Source organism: Leptolyngbya sp. KIOST-1, from assembly GCF_000763385.1.
Lineage (GTDB): Bacteria > Cyanobacteriota > Cyanobacteriia > Phormidesmidales > Phormidesmidaceae > Nodosilinea.
In genome coordinates, this window is the sequence record NZ_JQFA01000005.1 from 147548 (window position 1) to 167174 (window position 19627).

Here is a 19627-nt window from a genome sequence, read left to right on the forward strand (position 1 = left end):
CATACTCCTGACGACGCCCTGGGCCAACTCCCTCCACCATAGGCGCTGTGCCGAGTTTTCCCAACCGGGCGCTATGCAATCCGCGCAGCCAGCCCTTGCGGAGGCTGCATGGGGTGGCCAAAAACGTATGAACCTATACAAACACCTCCCTGGAGCGGGACTAGGCTAGCCACACTGGTTTTTAGTGAACAAACCGGGATCCGGTTGGGTTCTTCAGGAATTCCTTTGGCCGGTAGATCGCGCCCCAAACGTCTTGCAACTACGGTGTAGCCTGTGACCACTTCCCTCGACACGGCCAACCCAACGGCCAATGCCAAACTCAACAAATTTGAACAATTCAAGGCCGCCAAAGACGGACTGCTGGTCAAGCACGAGCTAGAGCAGTTTGCCCAAATGGGGTGGGAAGCCGTTGACGATACCGACCTCACCCACCGGCTCAAATGGCTGGGTATTTTCTTTCGCCCGGTCACCCCCGGCAAGTTCATGCTGCGCCTGCGGCTGCCCAACGGGCTGCTGACGGGCTACAAGGCCCGCACCCTGGCGGAAATCGTGCAGCGCTACGGCGAGGACGGCAGTGCCGACATCACCACCCGGCAAAACCTCCAGCTGCGGGGCATTCTGCTCGAAGACATTCCCGACATCTTTCGCCGCATGCACGCCGCAGGACTGACCTCGGTGCAGTCGGGCATGGACAATGTGCGCAACATCACCGGGTCGCCCGTGGCAGGCCTCGACGCCGACGAGCTGATCGACACCCAGGGGCTGGTGCGCAAGGTGCAGGACATGATCACCGCCAACGGGGAGGGCAACCCGGCCTTTACCAACCTGCCCCGCAAGTTCAACATCGCCATCGAGGGGGGCCGCGACAACTCTATCCACGCTGAAATCAACGACATTGCCTTTGTGCCCGCCTACCGCGAGGGGGTGCTGGGCTTTAACGTGCTGGTGGGCGGGTTCTTTTCGGCCCGGCGCTGTGAGGCGGCGATTCCGCTCAATGCCTGGGTAACCCCCGACGACAGCGTGGTGGAGCTGTGCCGCGCCATTCTGGAGGTCTACCGCGACAACGGCCCCCGCACCAACCGCCAGAAGGCTCGCCTGATGTGGCTGATCGACGAGTGGGGGCTGGAGCGGTTTCGGGCGGCGGTGGAGGCGGCCTACGGTCAGCCGCTGCTGAGTGCCGCCCCCACCGACGAGATGGACTGGGACAAGCGCGACCACATCGGCGTCTACCGCCAGAAGCAGGTGGGGCTCAACTACGTGGGCCTGCACGTGCCCGTGGGACGCCTGGTGGCTAGCGACCTGTTCGACCTGGCTCGGCTGGCGGAGGTCTACGGCAATGGCGAACTGCGGCTGACGGTGGAGCAGAATGTAATCATCCCCAACGTGCCGGACTCGCGGCTGGCGGTGCTGCTGCAGGAGCCGCTGCTGGAGCGGTTTTCCATTGCTCCCTCCGCCCTGACGCGATCGCTGGTTTCCTGCACCGGGGCGCAGTTCTGCAACTTTGCCCTGGTCGAAACCAAGCAGCGGGCCCTGGCCCTGGCCCACGCCCTGGACGCCGAACTCACCCTGACCCAGCCGGTGCGGATTCACTGGACGGGTTGCCCCAACTCCTGCGGCCAGCCCCAGGTGGCCGACATTGGCCTGATGGGCACCAAAGTGCGCAAGGACGGCAAAACCGTGGAGGGGGTGGATATTTTTATGGGCGGCAAAGTGGGCAAAGAAGCTCACCTGGGGGAAAAAGTGCAGCAGGGCGTTCCCTGCGATGAGCTGCACGGGGTGCTGCGATCGCTGCTGATCGACAACTTTGGCGCTCAGCCGAAGGCGGCATCCAGCCCCTCCCGCAACGGCGCAATGGTGACGGCGGACTAAAAAAAATGCCCTGCTGGCCAAGGGCCCCAGGACACACAGTTTGCATTTGAAGCAAACGTAGCACAGTCAGTGGGTCCGTGGCGAGAGCAAACGTCAGCTTTTCACCACAGCGTCACCAGAGGCGATGCCTCAGCCCCGCCCTCACCCCTCCACCCTCCTACCCATTCCCCCCTATGCCTGACCCCGCCAAAACCCTGTGTCCTTACTGCGGCGTGGGTTGCGGCCTGGAAGTTCTCCCCCCGGCCCAGCCCAACAAGCCCACCAACCGCGATGCAGCGGGCCATCCGCTGTGGCAGACCAGGGGCGATCGCGCCCATCCCTCCAGCCAGGGGATGGTGTGCGTCAAGGGGGCCACCGTGGCCGAGTCTCTCGATCGCGATCGGCTCAAGTACCCTATGCTGCGGGCCTCGCTCGACGCCCCCTTTGAGCGGGTGTCGTGGAATGTGGCGCTGGATGCGATCGCGAGCCGCATTCAAACCGTGCGCGACACGATGGGACCGGACGGCATCTGCGTCTACGGCTCAGGGCAGTTTCAAACCGAAGACTACTACGTGGCCCAGAAGCTGGTGAAGGGCTGCCTGGGCACCAACAACTTCGACGCCAACTCGCGGTTGTGCATGTCCTCGGCGGTGGCGGGCTATATTCAGAGCTTTGGGGCCGACGGTCCCCCCTGCTGCTACGCCGACCTGGAGGCCACCGACTGCGCCTTTTTGATCGGCACCAACACCGCCGAGTGCCACCCGATTGTGTTCAACCGGCTGCGCAAGTACCACAAGCGCCACAGCCACGTGAAGCTGATCGTGGTCGACCCCCGCCGCACCGACACCGCCAAGGCCGCCGACCTGCACCTGGCCATTCGCCCCGGCACCGACATCACCCTGCTCAACGGCATTGGCCACCTGCTGCTGCGCTGGGGAGCGATCGACCCAGAGTTTATCGACGGCTGCACCCAAGGCTTTGCCAGCTATACCGAGGTGCTGCGCCACTACAGCCCAGAAATTGTGGCCGATCGCTGCGGCATTACGGTCGCCGATCTCGAAACCGCTGCCCGCACCTGGGCCCAGGCCAAGGCGGTGCTTTCGCTGTGGTCGATGGGGCTAAACCAGTCATCGGAGGGCACCGCCAAGGTCAGGTCACTAATCAACCTGCACCTGATGACTGGCCACATCGGTCGTCCGGGGGCGGGGCCGTTTTCCCTCACCGGCCAGCCCAACGCCATGGGGGGCCGCGAGGCCGGGGGGCTATCCCACATTCTGCCGGGCTACCGCCTGGTCAAAAACGCCGACCACCGCCGCCAGGTCGAGGCCTTCTGGGGCCTGCCCGCCGGGCAGATCTCGGCGACGCCGGGGCTGGCCGTAGGCGAGATGATGCTGGCCCTGGAGCAGCAGCAGGTGGGCCTGCTGTGGATTGCCGCCACCAACCCGGCGGTCAGCCTGCCCGACCTCAACCGCACCAAGGCCGCCCTGCGCCAGTCGCCCTTTACGGTGTATCAGGACGCCTACTACCCCACCGAAACCGCCGAGTTTGCCCACCTGCTGCTGCCCGCCGCCCAGTGGGGCGAAAAAACCGGCACCATGACGAATTCTGAACGGGTGGTCACCCTCTGCCCCGCCTTCCGGCCCCCGCCGGGCGAGGCCCGCCCCGACTGGGAAATTTTTGCTGAGGTGGGTCGCCGCCTGGGCTTTGCCGATCGGTTTGCCTTTGCAGACAGTGCAGCGGTACACCGTGAATTTGCTGCCATCACCCGAGGCCAGCCCTGCGATATGACCGGGATCAGCCACGATCGCCTCGCCGCCCACGGCCCCATCCAGTGGCCCTGTCCCGACCCCGAAACCGCTGAAACCGCCGCCACCAAATACGACAAGCGCCTCTATACCAAAGGTATCTTTGCCACCCCCGATCGCCGCGCCCGCTTTGCCGCCCTGCACTCCAACGGGTTGGCTGAACCCCCCGATGACCAGTATCCCTTCGTGCTCACCACCGGACGGCTCTACGGCCACTGGCACACCCAGACCCGCACCGGCCGGATCGAAAAAATTCAGAAGATGCATCCGGCCCCGTTTCTCGAAATGAACCCCCGCGACGCCCAGCAGTTGCAGGTGCAGGGGGGGGAATGGGTGGAGGTGCGATCGCCCCGGGGCAGCGCCCGACTGCCGGTGCTGGTCACCCAAAACATTCGCCGGGGCAGCCTGTTTGTACCCATGCACTGGGGTAGCCTGTGGGCCAAGGATGCCGAGTGCAACGCCCTCACCCATCCGTTAGCCTGCCCAATCTCGGGCCAGCCCGAGCTGAAGGCCTGTGCCGTGCAGGTGGTGCCCCTAAACCGTCTCAGCGCCGAGCAAACGGCCCTACCCGAGGCTTTACCCCAGGCCCTGGGATCGTCTATTCTCTCAGCAGCACCCACTCCCTGAGCAGCTACCCTCTATGGCGAAACGGGCCAGACGACTGATCGATCAGCTCAGCAATGAAACCTTTCTATCGCGGCTACACCAGTTTGAAGGCACCCTTTCTAAAGTGCTGTGCTTGGGCATGGTGTTGGTTATTTTGGCGATTGTATTCGACCTGGCGGTAGTGCTGGTGCGGGCCATTTTCACCACAGCCCCCGGCGCGTTTCTAGGCCAGACCGTGATCGATATTTTTGGCCTCTTTTTAACCGTGCTCATCGCCCTGGAGATTTTAGAAAATATCACCGCCTACATTCAAAAACATGTGGTGCAGGTCGAGCTGGTGATTGTTACAGCCCTGACGGCTGTGGGGCGAAAATTTATTATTCTCGATCTAGACAAAGTGACGGGCACAACCCTGATTGGGCTTGCGATCGCCATCTTGGCCCTGGCGATTAGCTACTGGATTGTGCGATCGAGCCACCGCTAACCCTGAACCACCAAATTTTAAAATGTAGATTGGGTTCCACTCCGTTCCACCCAACACCAGGCTAGTTTTGTTAGGTTCTGCTAGCGCGCCCCCCAACCTACGCCTAGGACCAGAATCCGCAGGTTTTGTCAGTCGTCTGGTCACGGGCTGGCCTACAAATACTGCTGCAGAATAGCACTGGTCTGCTGTCCGGTTTTCGCCCAGCTAAACTGGTTTGCCCGTGCCAATCCCTGTTGATGGAGCCGCTGCCAGAGGTGTGAATCGTTTGCGACAGCAACCATCGCCTCGGCCAGTTCGCCAGTGTTGTAGGGATCAACCAAAATGGCCGCATCGCCCGCCACCTCGGGCAGGGATGACACCCTAGAGGTAATTACCGGAGTGCCGCAGGCCATCGCCTCCAGTACGGGCAGACCAAACCCTTCCCACAGGCTGGGAAACACCAGCGCGATCGCCTGATTGATCAGCCGGGGCAGTTCGCCGTAGGGCACGTAGGCCAAAAACTGGACGGAATCGCCCAGCCCCATCGCCTCTACCTGCGCCTGTAGCGCTGGCGTATAGCGGGGGTCAGGCACCCCGGCGATTAAAAGCTTAAACTCAGGCAGTCTGACTTGAGCAAAGGCCTCAATCAGGCGCTCCAAATTTTTGTAGGTGTAGTGGCTACCCACGTAGAGAAAATAGGGCTGCCGGGGCAAGTCCAGAAACCGATAGTGGCTGTCATCGTAGGCCAGCGGAATAACCGTCGTAGCCCCAGTTGGCGACCCAAAAAAGTGGTGAATATCCCGCAAGGTTGACTCAGAATCGCAAATGATGTGCTTTGCCTGACGAATGACCTCAGGCAAGTAGTACCGGCAGTACAACGTGAGCGGCGATCCCGGTTGGGGAAAGTGCAGCGGAATCAAATCGTGCACCGTGACGACCGTGCGGCACGCTGTCCACAGTGGCGCTTCGGGAACGGGAGAAAAAAACAGGTTCGCCTTCAGCCGCCGGTAAATGCGGGGCACCTGAAACTGGGTCCACCACAGCCGCTGGGCGTGGCCCCACTTACCTGCATCCGTCGTGGTTCGCTGGGGCGAGGGCCAGTGGTGGTGGCCGGCGATCGCGCGATCGCTGAGAATGCAGCTGTCTGCTTTGGGAAGGTGCTGCACCAGGTTGAGCGCATAGACCCCCAGCCCCGTCGGTTTGGTGGGCACAAACGCCAGGTTGATCAGCAGCGAGGCCTCAGTCACGCAGTTGTTCATGCAATCGTCGTTCGATGGGGGGGGGCTATACCTGCGATCGGCTTGCCCCCTTTACTCGCTCAGCAGTTTGAGATCGTTATCCACCATTGATTCTACTAGCCGCTGAAACGAGTACTGAGGCTGCCAATTCAGCTGGGTTTTAATCTTGTCAATCGACCCGACCAGCTGTACGTCCTCATCGGGGCGATAAAAAGCGGGGTCAACGCTGACGTACTGCTGGTAGTCCAGACCCAGGTAGCTAAACGCGCAGTCTACCAGTTCGCGCACAGAATGGGTTTCGCCACTGGCAATGATGTAGTCATCGGGGCTCTCCTGCTGCAGCATCAGCCACATGGCGGTCACCACGTCCTGGGCGTGGCACCAGTCGCGCCGAGCATCCAAATTGCCCAGGCGCAACTCGTTGGCCAGGCCCAGCTTAATCTCCACCGCCCCGCGGGTGATTTTGCGAAAGACAAACTCAGCCCCCCGCCGCGGCGACTCGTGGGTATAGGTGATGCCGCAGCAGGCGTACAGGTCGTACTTTTGGCGGTAGTTGATCGTCATCCAGTGGGCGTAGGCCTTGGCCACCCCGTAGGGGTTCCGGGGCCGAAAGGCCGTTCGCTCTGTCTGCGGTGACTCATCGGGTTGGCCAAATACCTCACTGCTCGACGCTTGATAAAAGCGGGTATCGGGCTTGCAGCGGCGGATCGCCTCCAGCAGCCGGGACACCCCCAGCGCTGTGTACTCAGCGGTCAGGGCCGGTTGGGTCCAGGACAGAGGCACATAACTCTGAGAAGCCAGATTATAGATCTCATCGGGCTGCGTCTGCTCAATGGCATCAATTAGCGAGAACTGATCGAGCAGGTCGCCAGAAATGACCTCGATCTGGTTCGAAAAATGACTGATGCGCTCAAAACTGCTGGAACTGGAGCGCCTGACCATACCACAGACCTCATACCCCTGTGCCAACAACAGCTCGGCAAGATACGATCCGTCCTGGCCGGTGAGGCCCGTAATCAGTGCTTTTTTGGCCATTGCTGCTTGTTAGGTCAAAGGGCTAGGCTTACCTATAGTAATGAACGATAGGCCGCCAGAGTCGATTTGGCCGTCCGAGTCCAGGAAAACTGATCCGCCTGCTGGTATCCCCGCTCAATCAGGGTTTGACGCAGGGCGCGATCGCCAATTACCCGCCCCAGCGCCTCGGCTAGCTCTTCCACGCTGGTAGGGTCTACCATCAGGGCCGCATCGCCAGCCACCTCGGGCAGAGACGATGTATTGGCTGTGACCACCGGGCAGCCCAGGGTCATGGCCTCCAGCACCGGCAGCCCAAACCCTTCGTAAAGAGATGGGTAGGCAAACACATCAGCGTTTTGGTAGCAATAAGCTACCTCAGCATCGGAGAGATAGTCGAGGTGGCGGATGTGGTGCCGCCAGGGAGAGGCCGCGATCGCCTCAAAGATCGGCTCAAACTGCCACCCTTTTTGACCCACTAACACTAGCTGATGATTGATCTGGTGCTGAGTCTTCAATTGGTCAAAGGCCTGAATCAGGCGCACTACATTCTTGCGAGGTTCCAGGGTGCTAACGAAGAGAATATAGGGGCGATCGCCCAGATCAACCGCCATTATCCCTTTAGAACTACCTTGGGTATCAGTCGCATAGCGGCTAGCCAGCGGCGTAACCCATACCTGCTCTGGAGGTACTCTCAGTAGCTCTACAATGTCACGTTTAGAGCTTTCAGAAATTGTTACTACTAGATCAGTCCAGATTAAGCACTGTCGCACTCGCTGCCTGTAGCTGCGCACTACTGCCGTTGCGTACTGAGGATAACGAATGAACGAAAGATCGTAAATTGTCATCACTCGCAAACTACGCCGACAGGGATACACCGAGTAGTTAGTACCATGGAATATATCAGGGTTCCCAAATCGATGTTCGAGCAGCCCTAGCAGCGGCTGTCCGGGAACTCGGGCTATCACATTTTGTAGACGCACTGGCACGGGTAGCACACTTATATTGTCGTAGCAGTCTAACACCCTAGGCACTACCAAATCGCCGCGCAACCATTTCCGCAAGCCCGGTTGGTAAGCAAGCCCAAGCTCAAAAGACTCTGATACCTGTAACTTTTCTAACGCAGCTAACAGGTTTAGAACATATAACCCGACACCACTCGGGTTGGGCAGCACTGGAGTAGCTTCAACAACAACCTTCATATGCCTGAGTTTTACCCCTCAAAAGAGTGATCGCGCAGCTAGCCTCTCATGTAGAAGCAACCCCTAAACCATATTCTCGACATACTTCTCAAATAAATGCTTAGCACCACTGAAAACAGAAAAATAGATATAAATTTTACCGATGGGAATTCTTATTGAAAGAATTGAAAGAAAAGTAATGCTATAAGAAATAGCTCTTACTAGCAGTCAAAAAACCAACATGAATTGCTCTTTAATCAATCTTTTTTAGGAAAACTAGGTTGAATTTGCTTTTGACAAAGTTAATATAGGCACCAGTCCAACGAAGTATTCTCCAGGCAAACACTGGAGATATCATCAGCTTACGCCAACGTCTGTAGCTCTTGAACACTTCCAGGAAAAAAGTATTAGCGCGCTGAACCTGAACCTTCGGATCGCTGATATCTCGACTTTCAGTCTTATCCTGCTCGTCAATTAATACGGAAGCATAGGCTAACACCCATCTCTCAGGGGAAAGCGAAAACTTCTTCACCATCATATCATTAATCTCATAGTGCACTGCTGCGCGCTGCCCTAAAGTTTTCGTTCCTTGGTAAAAACGGGAACCGGCAAGTAGCTCTGGGAGATAAAAGAAATCAGTGTTTTGACCGTAACGCAGCCAAAGCTCATAGTCCATACAAAAGTTTAAACTATTGTCAAGGTATCCATAATCATTCACGACTTGGCGACGGAAGAATGTAGCTGGCTGACAAAGAAAACACCTCTCCTTCAAACGTTTATAATTCCATTTTTCTGTTGGATAAGCATTAATAAATTTTCCTTCTTTATCAATATGATGGGCATTACCATAAACGACTTGAACACTTGGGATAGCCTCGAAGACCCTTCGAACCTTTTGTAAAGCATAAGGATAGTAAATATCGTCAGAATTAATCCAAGCAATTATATCTCCAGAGGTAGCTCGAATGCCCTTGTTGACAGCATCAGCTTGACCTCCATCGGCTTGACTAACCCATCGAACTTTATCCTGATACCTAGCGAGGATATCTAATGTATTATCAGAACTACCACCGTCAAATATCCTATAATCAATTTCAACACCTGACTGTGCTAAAACACTTAAGATCGTTTGCTCAATGAATTGGCATTGGTTATAGGAAGGAGTAATAACACTAAAGTTAAGAGACATTTTAGTAATCAGACAAAGCATCTACCTTTAGAGCAAAAACTCGAAATCCAAAAAGGCTAGCCGCTTTCAACAGCAATCTCAAAAGTCTCTAAGTACATTTTTGCCATAGATTTTTGATCAAATATATGCAGACGCTTTTGACCATTCAATATCAATTCTTTTACTAACAATTCGTCAAAAATTATACGCGCCATAGCAACAGCCATCTCTTCAAGATTCTTTGGATCAAAGTAAATTGCTGCATCGCCACCAACCTCATAAAGGCTAGCAACCTTACTGCAAGCAATAGGCTTTTGAAACCACATAGCTTCAAGCAAAGGAATCCCAAAGCCTTCGTATAATGAAGGAAAGATAAGACCTTGAGAACCTTGCCAGATAGAAATTACTTCATTCTCAGACAAAAATCCCATAAAATGGATATTATCACGCAATCCCAAAGTGTTTGCAATACTTTCAATATCCTTTTGAGCTGATTCTAGTGCCCCAGTAAATACTAGGTCCACTTCACAGAGTGAGTATTCATTCCAATATCTTGAGTAGGCTTCTAAAAGTGCACAATGATTTTTGTGAGGCCAGAAATTAGCAGGAAAAAAGAGATAAGGTCTTTTGGCAAGTCCTAGCTTATCTAAAGATCGAGTTACATTTTCTCTCGTCTGATGCTTCAATCTCTCATGAATACAAACCGGAATACATATCAGTTTATCAGAAACAACGTGGAAATAATTTAAGTAAGATTGCCGAGTAAAATCAGAAATGCAAATAATTCTGTTTGCCTTGGTCGATAAATCTTCCAAAAATCTTGTTCGGATTAGGCACTCACCTTTATCGAAAAAATCAGGAATGTCCAAATGTTGCAAGTCATAAATAGTAGAAACTATCGGCAAGCCCCTTTCCGAAAGGTTTGGGCTAGAGAATGGACAGAATAGGAGGTCTACTCTATGCTTTTCTTGAAGAATATTTAAGCCTGGGTAAAACCTTAAAACATGAATGGCAAAGGATATAATTGAGTGTATAACTAAAGCGAATATCTTTGGGCATTCAGATCCTGGGGTATGCTTTATGTAAAAAACAGAGGGCAAATAAGATTCCAGCCTTTTAACAATTTTCCAAACAACAAAAGTTAATCTTCTTGCTTGAAAAGTTGACCATTTTAAGATGAGCTTGGGCAAGTTAAGTCCACTTTCGAAGCCATCTATTATGGGGCGTTTGACTGAAAAAATCTCGGATTTAGGTATGCATGTAATATTGCCTGCTTGAAGTGCCACAATTTCTTCATGATTCCAGGATTCGGTGATAATCAAGTATTCAAAACAAGCACATTTTTGCAAAGAAAATTCTTTTAGAAGAGTAAGTACTAGTATTTTAGCTCCGCCATTTTCTCCCCCCGGCCTCATGGGCGTTAGATCAACAGCTACTTTTATCTTCCTCAGTGAATTCATGATGTCAAGCTATATGCAGACCAAGTAACTTTCATGCCCTGAAACCTATATTCGAATTTAGGTAAGGTTCCGTTTCAGTCATATCCAGAACGCAGAAAGTGAACCAAAGCTAGCTATCGAAGCGCAGATCCCTAAAATTGATAACCCGTAAGAATATCTGCATAAATCCCTGATTCCCTTTCAGCCACCAATAGTGACTAAACCAATTGAAGAAGCCGAATTCAAAGATTAATACCTTTACATGTATTCTATCGCTCTAAGCTTATGCATAACAATGCGGCAAATTACTTACCATAACTTTACGAGGTCAATTAACCGAGGTTTTCTTGAGAGTAATCTTACCTGATGCTGCCCCTTTAGCTTAGCAATGCCTTTTCGATCCATTCCTGCTTATCTAAATCATTTAAGAATTATGATAACCTTTAACCGTTCTGAGGAATAGTTCCGATCAACCGAGCCCATGCCTCCCAATCACTTGTTTTGTCTCTGGAAAGTCCTGACCTCTCGTCAGATGCATTTCCCCAAAAACACGTCACAGTAAGGCTTGCTGCCCCAGAAGTTGGAGCTCTTAAATCAAGCATTAGAACAACCAAACTCATACTTTGGGATAATGGTGTCGGTCAGTCAACCAGGCAATGACTGGAACTTAACAGGCCTCCCTGACCTATTTATTACTACGGAAGAGTACCACTGCTAGTGAAGCTCAAAGGAATAAGTCTCACTGGCGGCACCAAAAGCGAGGAACCTTTGATGTATAATTCATTTCTGAGCAAGGTGACAATCTCTATACTTTGCTCCTCAGACCACCATAATCAACTGCTAAGCCTTCTTGTCAAGGATGATTTCACGAAGCCATTTTAGCTTATACCTCAAGCCTACTTGGATTGGGCATTTATCCAACTTCAGCCTTTGCGAGATGTGACACCTTCTGAAGAGCGTAACCCAGTTTTACAACCTCCATCTGAATCTATATTCTAAAGGAGAGGACTCTAAAATCCAACTTTCTCTTTCACAAAAGCATAGGGAATAAGATGGGGCACAAGTATATAGCTGTTTCGGGCGGATGAGGTGCACCTCAGTACCTGAAGCCGTTAAAATGAATAGGTTGGAGCAACTGACCGGGTGCATCCCAGTTATGTACATGTCATTCTGAACGTAGCGATAGCGAAGTGAAGGATCTCGGTCTTGCCCAAGGACTGATATCCTTCGCTACACTCCGTTCCGCTCAGGATGACAAAAGTGGGATGCACCCAACTGACCTGTACTTCATGCGATTGAAAACCGCTATAAAAATTTTTAATGTTTTTGCTCTAAACCTCTATCTCACAGGTATTATTCACCACAATGTATAAAGAACCCCTTATCTCAATTATTACTGTTTCCCGAAATTCAGAAAAAACGATCGAGAAAACGATCAATAGCGTACTTAGTCAAACCTATAAAAATATTGAGTATATTGTTATAGATGGACAATCCAATGACGGAACAAATGGAATTGTTAGAAAGTATATTAATCACCTGTCTGTTTACATCAGTGAGCCTGACAATGGAATATTTTCTGCCATGAATAAAGGGATTAAAAATGCCTCAGGAGATTTTCTATACTTTTTAAATTCAGATGATTTTTTAGTTGATGAAAAGGTTATCGAAGATATTGTCACCTTTATTGAAAAGACTCCAAATTGCGAAATCGTTTATGGAGACATTGAGGCTAGAGTTGACGACATGAATCATTGGCAACTAAACTCTCCGCCGCCAGAAGAAATTTTGAGAACTTTAATAGACGGCGCTATGCACCATCAAGCAACTTTTGCGTGCAGTACAGTTTTCCAAAAAGTTGGCTTATTTCAAGAAACTTTCAAATCGGTTGGCGACTATGAGTGGTGGTTAAGAGTAGCATCAGATGACACCATTCAAAAATTCTACGTCAAGCGCACAGTAGCATCTTACTTTATTGGAGGTAAGTCTAGTAACATTGACGTGGCATTAAGAGAAATGTTTGATGTTCAAAATAATGCTCAAATATATCAGTCAGAATACTGGACAAATGAAAGAATAAGAGTCTACCAAGAGATTATTAGGAATCCTAAAGGGCGCTGGGGTCTATTTCGGCTAGAGAAGCTAGAGAGTAAATCTTACTTCTTTGAATTCAGAAATAGACTAAGCCATCTTTCTTTGCCACTGAAACGTAGTCTCAAATATATGCTAAAAAGGATAGCTAAAAGGTAGGAGCGAAATTGGCGGCTGTTTTAATCAAAAACCGAGCCAAAACGTATTTTCAGGCTAGAAACAAAATCATTGTTTAGTTTGTTGGAAGCAATCCTTACGGCGAATCTAATGTCAAACCAAAATTCATCACTCAATCAGATAATTCCTCCCGAAATTTCCCACGATGATTTTTACAAGCACATCGTTGAAATATGTAGCGATCCGTCAATCAATACTGTTTTAGAAATTGGATCTTCCGCGGGTCAAGGAAGTACTCTAGCATTTGTAACGGGGTTAGCCAATAGAGAAGGTGACAAACGCTTATTCTGTCTTGAAGTCTCTAAGGTAAGATTTGATGCGCTCCGAGGTTTTTATAAAAATCAAGATTTTGTTCACTGTTATAACTGCTCTTCTGTACCTCTTGATGCTTTTCCTACATTAGAAGAGGTTGTAAATTTTTACTTTTCGAAGAGTACAGGACTAAGAAAGTTTGATCTTAAGGAAGTCCTCAAATGGCTTCAGCAAGATATTGATTATATTACCGCTCAAAATGTACTAGACAATGGAATTGAGCATATTAAGGCAGAAAATGAAATAGATTTTTTTGATGTCGTTTTAATCGATGGCTCTGAGTTTACTGGGAAGCCGGAGCTAGATGAAGTATATGGAGCTAAGTACATACTTTTAGATGACATTAATACTTTCAAAAATTACGACAGCCATTTTTCCTTGGCGTCAGATTCTCACTATCAACTCCTTGTAGAAGACAGGGAGGTTCGTAATGGATTTTCTATTTTCAAAAGGATTGGGGAAAAGCCAAAACAGGACATTGACATTCCTGTAAATTTTTTGACTATTGTTCTTAATGGAAAACCTTTTATTGAATATCATCTAAATATTTTCAAGCAACTTCCCTTTAATTGGCATTGGCATATTGTTGAGGGAGTCGCAGAACTTAAGCATGACACTGCTTGGAGTCTAGCTAAAGGAGGCCGGGTAGATGAGTCGTTACACCGTGATGGCTTAAGCTTAGACGGTACTACAGAACTTTTGGATGATTTGTCCTCTGAGTTTCCTGACAAGATAACTTTGTATCGGAAGCCTAAGGGTGAATTTTGGAATGGTAAGTGTGAGATGGTTAATGCTCCGCTAAAAAACATTAACGAAGAATGCGTGCTTTGGCAGGTTGATGTTGATGAGTTTTGGTCTGTTGAACAACTCATAAAAGGTAGGGAACTATTCATAAAATATCCTCATAAAACAGCTGCTTATTATTGGTGCCATTACTTTGTAGGCCCAAATCTAGTCGTGAATAGTCGAAACTGTTATTCACAAGATCCAAACCAGGATTGGCTTAGAACCTGGCGCTTTAAACCTGGAATGTTTTGGGCTGCTCATGAACCTCCTACTCTATGCCAAGTATCAAAGGATAATGAGAAGCAGAATGTAGCGAGAATCGATCCGTTTTCTCACTCAAGAACCGAGAGAGAAGGGCTTGTGTTTCAACATTTCGCATATTTCATTCGTGATCAATTGCTATTCAAAGAAAAATATTACGGCTATAAAAATGCACTTCAGAACTGGTTGCATTTAAATAGTAAAACAAAATTTCCAGTTTTCTTAAGAGATTATTTTGAGTGGGTCACAGATGAAGCAACAGTAGATATTGCTAGCAAATGCGGCATCACCCCGCTAATTCAGACAGATGGAGAGGAGAATTTTAGTTTTTCGCTGCAAGCAAATGCTCATGCGGGAAATAATAAATTTAAAATTGCTGGCCCTAAGATTTTAATTGATGGAGTTTTCTTTCAATTACTAAATTCTGGTATTGGTCGCGTTTGGAGGACTTTACTTGAAGAATGGTCAGGTACAGATTTTTCTGATTCCCTGGTTGTCTTAGATAGAGATGGTACATCCCCTAAAGTTGAGGGAATTCGTTATATAAAGATCCCTGCTTATCTCCAAGGGTTTCCAAGTATTGATAGTTTTTTACTGCAAAAGATATGCGATGAAGAAAGTGCAGATCTATTTCTGTCTACTTACTACACAACTCCTATTAGTACACCATCTATCTCGTTAGTGTACGATATGATCCCTGAGATTATGGGGAATGATCTAAGTGGTTGGAGCGAGAAAGTATACTCTTTGCATCATGCTTCGGGCTACGTAGCAATTTCTCGAAATACCGCTGATGATTTGGAGTTTTTCTATCCCCATCTCATTGAAAGTAGTCAGATAGAAGTAGCCTACTGTGGTGTTTCGCCATGTTTTAAGCCTAAGTCTACTAAAGAGATTCAAAATTTTTGTAGTAAGTACGGAATCAGAAAGCCTTTTTTCTGTACTGTTGGAGAGCGGAGTGGTTTCAATGGCTACAAGAATGCAGAGCTATTCTTTGAAGCCATTAGTAAATTGGACAACAAATCAGATTTTTCCATTGTCTGTTTAGGTGGAAGTGATTCTCTAGAACAGGAATTTTGTCATTTAACTCAAGGAGTGGACGTATTTTTGCTCAGGGTTCCTGATGAGGAACTTGCAGTTGCATATTCTGGTGCTATGGCACTGGTATATCCATCTAAATATGAAGGATTTGGCATGCCAATTGCAGAAGCTATGGCATGCGGTTGTCCTGTCATAACTTGTAGAAATTCTTCTATTCCTGAAGTTGCTGGTCAAGCAGCTCTGTATGTCAGTGAGCATTCTGTAGATGAAATGAAGGAAGCTCTAAAAAGAGTTCAAAATCCTAAAGTTCGGCAGTCTATGATAGAAATAGGAATACTCCAGGCACAAAAGTTCTCTTGGGCCGAAATGGCTACCAAGATTTCACAATTTTTACTCGCTACAATCAGGAATAATAAAGGGTTCTCTAGTCGATCAACATGGCTCTGGAAAGAATTGCGGGCTTGCCAAGCTCAAGAGCAAGGAGTCGCGTCTGGCAGTGATGCAGAGATTTTTATGCTTCTCCAAAACTGGGATTCGAGCGATATTAGATTACTTTATAAATATCTTGAGGAAATCAAAGCTGTAGAGAATAGTAAACTTTGGAAAATTAGAAATTTTGCCTTTCGATTTAAGAAAATGCGTGGAGAATATATACAGCCAGGACCACAGATTGATTACAATAGCCCTTTTTCTGTTCAACTAGTTCAGGCAAAATCAAAGTTAGAGTGGATGAAGAATAGTAACTTCTTCAAGTTGAAAAAATTTTTCAAGCGTTAGGGCGTTCTCTAAACTTTATGTTCCTTAACTTTTCACTGTGTGGATACAGCGTCCAAGCTTTTTTATGCCACAGAAAAGTTAAAACTCTATCTTCTGGTTATTACTCCTTCAATAATTTTCTCAATACGCGATCGCACAAGGAAGATATCTTGATCGAAGCTTTGGTCAAGGGATTAGACATTTTGTATTGAGCTGCCTCTAACAAAGCTTGAGTTTCTTGCAGTGAAGCTTTGGTTTGCTTGAGCCAATCCGACAAATTGCTAATTTGACTTAATTTATCTATCCGATCAGCGTCGCAAGCAGTCAACTGTTCTGTCAAAGCCAGTTCCCGTTCTCGAATATCTAGTAGCGCTAACACCATTCTTCCAGAAAGATTACTTAAGAGAGACTTTTCCCTCTCATCAACTGAATGAACAGTAAAGGATTCTCTTCCAGCGACAAAACACATGTCATAACCAGAAAAAATAGCGGGTTCGAAATGAATGTGCTCAAATCCGATTTGGTTTAAGAGTTGACTAACTGATCGTTGGCTAAATAAAAATAAGTGTTCATCAGCTTTAAGTTGCTCTAGGAACGAAGAATCATTATCTCTCAGAGTTTGATAGCTCAGGTCTTCCTTGAAGTCTGGAGTTTGAATTAGGAAAAAACCATCCGGTTTAAGAAGCCGAGAACAGTGCTTGAGAGTTGCTTCTGGGTCAGGCAGATGTTCTAGCACATCCATTAAAGCAATTACGTCTAAGCTACCTTCAGCTAAATCAAGATTTTCTACAGGCCCTAAATAAATAGGTACGTCAAAAGTTTCTTTTCCAAAAGAAACAACCCACGGGCTCATTTCGACACCAGCAGCACAATATCCAGCTTGTTGCATAAGTGCTACAAAACTGCCGTGGCTACACCCTAGTTCTAAGACATCTGAAGAGGGCAAACGATACTTCATCAAAATTTTGAGCCAATGAAGGTTGCGCTCGGTTAAATCATTACGAGTTCGAGCAAAAATGTCAGGAAAACCTAAATCTTGATTTTGATGATTAAGCCAATATTGCTTACCATAAAAATCCACATCATCATCATTGACTACTAGTTCCTCCTCAGACAAGGGGGTTAAGGATACTAGCGTTCTGCAAGCTTTGCATTCTAAATATTCAGGAGAGAATGGTTTAAAGTCATCGCAACCGCACCAACAAATTATTGACTTAGCCATTCTTTATCTCCGTTTGAAACAGTAGACAATTTAAACTTAGTTGGTAAATCAGCGACTCCGTGATGCTTCAAGAAATATTTGTTATTTCGTACCGCTAGGCCTACCGAAAAATGTGCGGCATTAGGGACATGACAGATGCGATTTTCTCCGGCACTAAATTCCTCATTTGAAAGGTCAAAAAAACGCTCAGGTTCAGATAAGACAATTGAGGCAAAACCAACTTCAATTATGTAATCACCTGGAGCAATATCTAATACAATTTCTTGTCTGCATGAAAAAATATCTTCTTTATGAAGGTTGGTTTTAATCATTGTGTCAGCTTCCCAATTGTTTTTGCCATGGACAATAATGCCTCTCTCGTTGGAAATAACAGCTCCACATATAGGAATTCCTATATCAGAAGTTAGCAAGAATTCATAATATAAAACAAGAATCTCGCCTTGCCTGAATATATTACAAGGTTCGTTTTTTACATTGGTTAACGCAACTCCTGAACAGCTAGCTTGTCCATTACTGACTTGAGGTTTGTCTGATAAATTTATGAAAGCTTCAACTGGTGGTCGATCAGAAGAAATGCTAGATTTTCTGTTAGTGTTTTGAAGTTCACCACTCGAATTGTATGATTTATTTTCATGCCTTTCAGTTCTTTCTTGATGCAACAAGTAATAGTATTTGCTTGCCTCTGACGCTTCCCCAATAAATTTTTGGTGGCCATGATCCAGCAAAACGGCCCGTTCGCAATACTGTTCTATGTCAGGCATAGAGTGAGACACTAGAAGAATTGCAGCCCCGGAGTTTCGCAACTGCTCAAGGCGAGAATAGCATTTCTGCCTAAAGAACACATCTCCTACAGCTAAAGCTTCATCAATAATAACGATACTGGCATCAATATGTGCTTGAACGGCAAATGCAAGTCGTACAAACATGCCGCTGGAGTAAGTCTTCACAGGTTGATCAATAAAATCGCCAATATCTGCAAATTTGACAATTTGATCGTATCGACCTTCTATTTCTTGGTGACTTAAACCTAAAATACTGCCATTTAAATAAACATTTTCTTTCCCTGTAAAATCGGGGTTAAAGCCACTACCTAGCTCTAATAGGGCCGCAATTCGACCATTGACAATGGCTTCGCCACTTGTTTGAGCTAAGGTTCCCGCAAGTATCTGTAGGAGTGTACTCTTGCCACTACCATTTTGACCAATAATTCCAAAGGTTTCGCCCCTTTTAACCTCGAAAGATATATTTTTAAGTGCCCAAAACTCTTTATAGTACTGCTTATTTCCCCTTGAAAAAAATTGAAGTAAGCGATCTTGAGGTTTTTCGTAAATTTGGTAGCACTTGCTGATATTTTCAACTTTGATAGCGATTTCAGAGGACATCAGAAAAGCCCCCACGAACTTTTTGAAACCATGCAAAACCAAACCAGGCTACAGCAGCCGTTGCAGCTGAATAAAGCAACCATACGCGTAAGCTGGGTACTTCACCCCATATCAGAATTCCCCTGAACTGCTCAAGGGCAGGAGCCAAAGGGTTCAATATTAATAAAGGCTGAATGTTCTCGGGTAAAGCTGAGACAGGATAAAAAATTGGAGACATGAACATTAAGACTGTAGTTAGAATCGTTGTAACCTGTGAAACATCACGCAGGTATACCCCTAGTGCTGAAAAAAACCACGAGACTCCAATTGTCAATAAAATAGGTGGAAGAATAACAAGTGGCAATAATAATATACTTGCTTGCGGTACGCCAAAGAGTATAAAATAAAATATTATCCATACAAGGATACTAATCAATCCATGGAATAGGGCTGAGCCTAAGGATATCCACGGTAATATCTCCAATGGGAACACGACTCGCTTAACATAATTAGCATTCGAAACAATTAAGCTAGGTGCTCGATTAATACATTCTGCAAAAAGATTAAAAATAATCAATCCCGCGAAAAGCACTAGAGCAAATTCAGCTCTTGAGTCACTGCCTCCTCCCCATCTTGCTTGAAAAACAACACTGAATACAAAAGTGTATACAGCTAGCATGAACATTGGATGGATAAATGACCATACAATACCCAGAGTAGAACCACGATAACGACCTATAATCTCACGCTGAGTAAGAGCTCTAATTAGCTCGCGATGTCGCCAGAAGCTAGCTACCAATTCATGTGGAGAGGAACTAAAGTTTTGCATTGGTTCTAGTCTATTTATGTTACGTAAAATAA

The 19627-nt window shown here is 47.8% G+C and carries 13 protein-coding genes; 5 read left to right on the forward strand and 8 right to left on the reverse strand.

Annotation, left to right across the window (positions count from 1 at the left end; translation table 11 throughout):
* The first annotated feature begins 273 nt into the window (after positions 1-273).
* The 3 genes from NF78_RS26905 (at position 274) to NF78_RS26915 (ending at position 4743) form a co-directional block, all read left to right on the forward strand.
* A complete protein-coding gene (locus NF78_RS26905) occupies positions 274-1869 on the forward strand; it encodes a ferredoxin--nitrite reductase (protein ID WP_035994508.1) in 1596 nt (531 codons plus the stop codon).
* A 173-nt stretch (positions 1870-2042) separates the two neighbouring features.
* Positions 2043-4280, forward strand: a complete 2238-nt coding sequence (locus NF78_RS26910) for a molybdopterin oxidoreductase family protein (RefSeq protein ID WP_035994510.1) — start codon at positions 2043-2045, stop codon at positions 4278-4280.
* Positions 4281-4293: 13 nt separating this feature from the next.
* Positions 4294-4743 carry a phosphate-starvation-inducible PsiE family protein gene (locus NF78_RS26915; protein ID WP_035994513.1) on the forward strand — a complete coding sequence of 150 codons (450 nt, stop codon included), beginning with the start codon at positions 4294-4296 and terminating at the stop codon, positions 4741-4743.
* Between the two features lie 152 nt (positions 4744-4895).
* Here NF78_RS26915 and NF78_RS26920 read toward each other — a convergent pair whose 3' ends face one another.
* From NF78_RS26920 to NF78_RS30585, 5 genes are all read right to left on the reverse strand, one after another.
* Entirely contained in the window at positions 4896-5969 is a 1074-nt protein-coding gene (locus tag NF78_RS26920; RefSeq protein ID WP_081973036.1) for a glycosyltransferase family 4 protein, read from the reverse strand.
* Between the two features lie 63 nt (positions 5970-6032).
* Positions 6033-6995 (reverse strand): GDP-mannose 4,6-dehydratase, encoded by a 963-nt coding sequence (locus tag NF78_RS26925; protein ID WP_035994519.1) that lies wholly within the window; start codon positions 6993-6995, stop codon positions 6033-6035.
* A 32-nt stretch (positions 6996-7027) separates the two neighbouring features.
* Positions 7028-7585 carry a glycosyltransferase family 4 protein gene (locus NF78_RS33180; protein WP_263970717.1) on the reverse strand — a complete coding sequence of 186 codons (558 nt, stop codon included), beginning with the start codon at positions 7583-7585 and terminating at the stop codon, positions 7028-7030.
* 820 nt (positions 7586-8405) lie between these two features.
* Positions 8406-9341, reverse strand: a complete 936-nt coding sequence (locus tag NF78_RS30135; protein ID WP_081973038.1) for a glycosyltransferase family 2 protein — start codon at positions 9339-9341, stop codon at positions 8406-8408.
* A 56-nt stretch (positions 9342-9397) separates the two neighbouring features.
* Positions 9398-10780 carry a glycosyltransferase family 4 protein gene (locus NF78_RS30585; protein ID WP_081973014.1) on the reverse strand — a complete coding sequence of 461 codons (1383 nt, stop codon included), beginning with the start codon at positions 10778-10780 and terminating at the stop codon, positions 9398-9400.
* 1344 nt (positions 10781-12124) lie between these two features.
* Here NF78_RS30585 and NF78_RS26945 point away from each other — a divergent pair.
* Positions 12125-13009, forward strand: coding sequence for a glycosyltransferase family 2 protein (locus tag NF78_RS26945; protein WP_035994528.1), 885 nt, complete (start codon positions 12125-12127; stop codon positions 13007-13009).
* Between the two features lie 108 nt (positions 13010-13117).
* Positions 13118-16204, forward strand: coding sequence for a glycosyltransferase family 4 protein (locus tag NF78_RS30145; RefSeq protein ID WP_072016287.1), 3087 nt, complete (start codon positions 13118-13120; stop codon positions 16202-16204).
* Positions 16205-16304: 100 nt separating this feature from the next.
* Here NF78_RS30145 and NF78_RS30150 read toward each other — a convergent pair whose 3' ends face one another.
* The 3 genes from NF78_RS30150 to NF78_RS30160 form a co-directional block, all read right to left on the reverse strand.
* Positions 16305-17300 (reverse strand): class I SAM-dependent methyltransferase, encoded by a 996-nt coding sequence (locus NF78_RS30150; RefSeq protein WP_072016288.1) that lies wholly within the window; start codon positions 17298-17300, stop codon positions 16305-16307.
* 89 nt (positions 17301-17389) lie between these two features.
* On the reverse strand, positions 17390-18787 hold the full coding sequence (locus NF78_RS30155) for an ABC transporter ATP-binding protein (RefSeq protein ID WP_072016289.1): 1398 nt from the start codon (positions 18785-18787) through the stop codon (positions 17390-17392).
* The gene (locus NF78_RS30160) at positions 18777-19595 is read right to left on the reverse strand and encodes an ABC transporter permease (RefSeq protein WP_072016290.1); all 819 of its coding nucleotides are present in this window, start codon (positions 19593-19595) and stop codon (positions 18777-18779) included. The genes NF78_RS30155 and NF78_RS30160 overlap by 11 nt, the downstream gene beginning before the upstream one ends.
* Positions 19596-19627: the final 32 nt, after the last annotated feature.

Bases quoted from the DNA above. Each gene is read 5' to 3' on its own strand.
- NF78_RS26910 (WP_035994510.1), top strand. From the start codon at position 2,043: ATGCCTGACCCCGCCAAAACCCTGTGTCCTTACTGCGGCGTGGGTTGC.
- NF78_RS26915 (WP_035994513.1), top strand. From the start codon at position 4,294: ATGGCGAAACGGGCCAGACGACTGATCGATCAGCTCAGCAATGAAACC.
- NF78_RS26925 (WP_035994519.1), bottom strand. From the start codon at position 6,995: ATGGCCAAAAAAGCACTGATTACGGGCCTCACCGGCCAGGACGGATCG.
- NF78_RS33180 (WP_263970717.1), bottom strand. From the start codon at position 7,585: ATGGCGGTTGATCTGGGCGATCGCCCCTATATTCTCTTCGTTAGCACC.
- NF78_RS30135 (WP_081973038.1), bottom strand. From the start codon at position 9,341: ATGTCTCTTAACTTTAGTGTTATTACTCCTTCCTATAACCAATGCCAA.
- NF78_RS30585 (WP_081973014.1), bottom strand. From the start codon at position 10,780: ATGAATTCACTGAGGAAGATAAAAGTAGCTGTTGATCTAACGCCCATG.
- NF78_RS26945 (WP_035994528.1), top strand. From the start codon at position 12,125: ATGTATAAAGAACCCCTTATCTCAATTATTACTGTTTCCCGAAATTCA.
- NF78_RS30145 (WP_072016287.1), top strand. From the start codon at position 13,118: ATGTCAAACCAAAATTCATCACTCAATCAGATAATTCCTCCCGAAATT.
- NF78_RS30155 (WP_072016289.1), bottom strand. From the start codon at position 18,787: ATGTCCTCTGAAATCGCTATCAAAGTTGAAAATATCAGCAAGTGCTAC.
- NF78_RS30160 (WP_072016290.1), bottom strand. From the start codon at position 19,595: ATGCAAAACTTTAGTTCCTCTCCACATGAATTGGTAGCTAGCTTCTGG.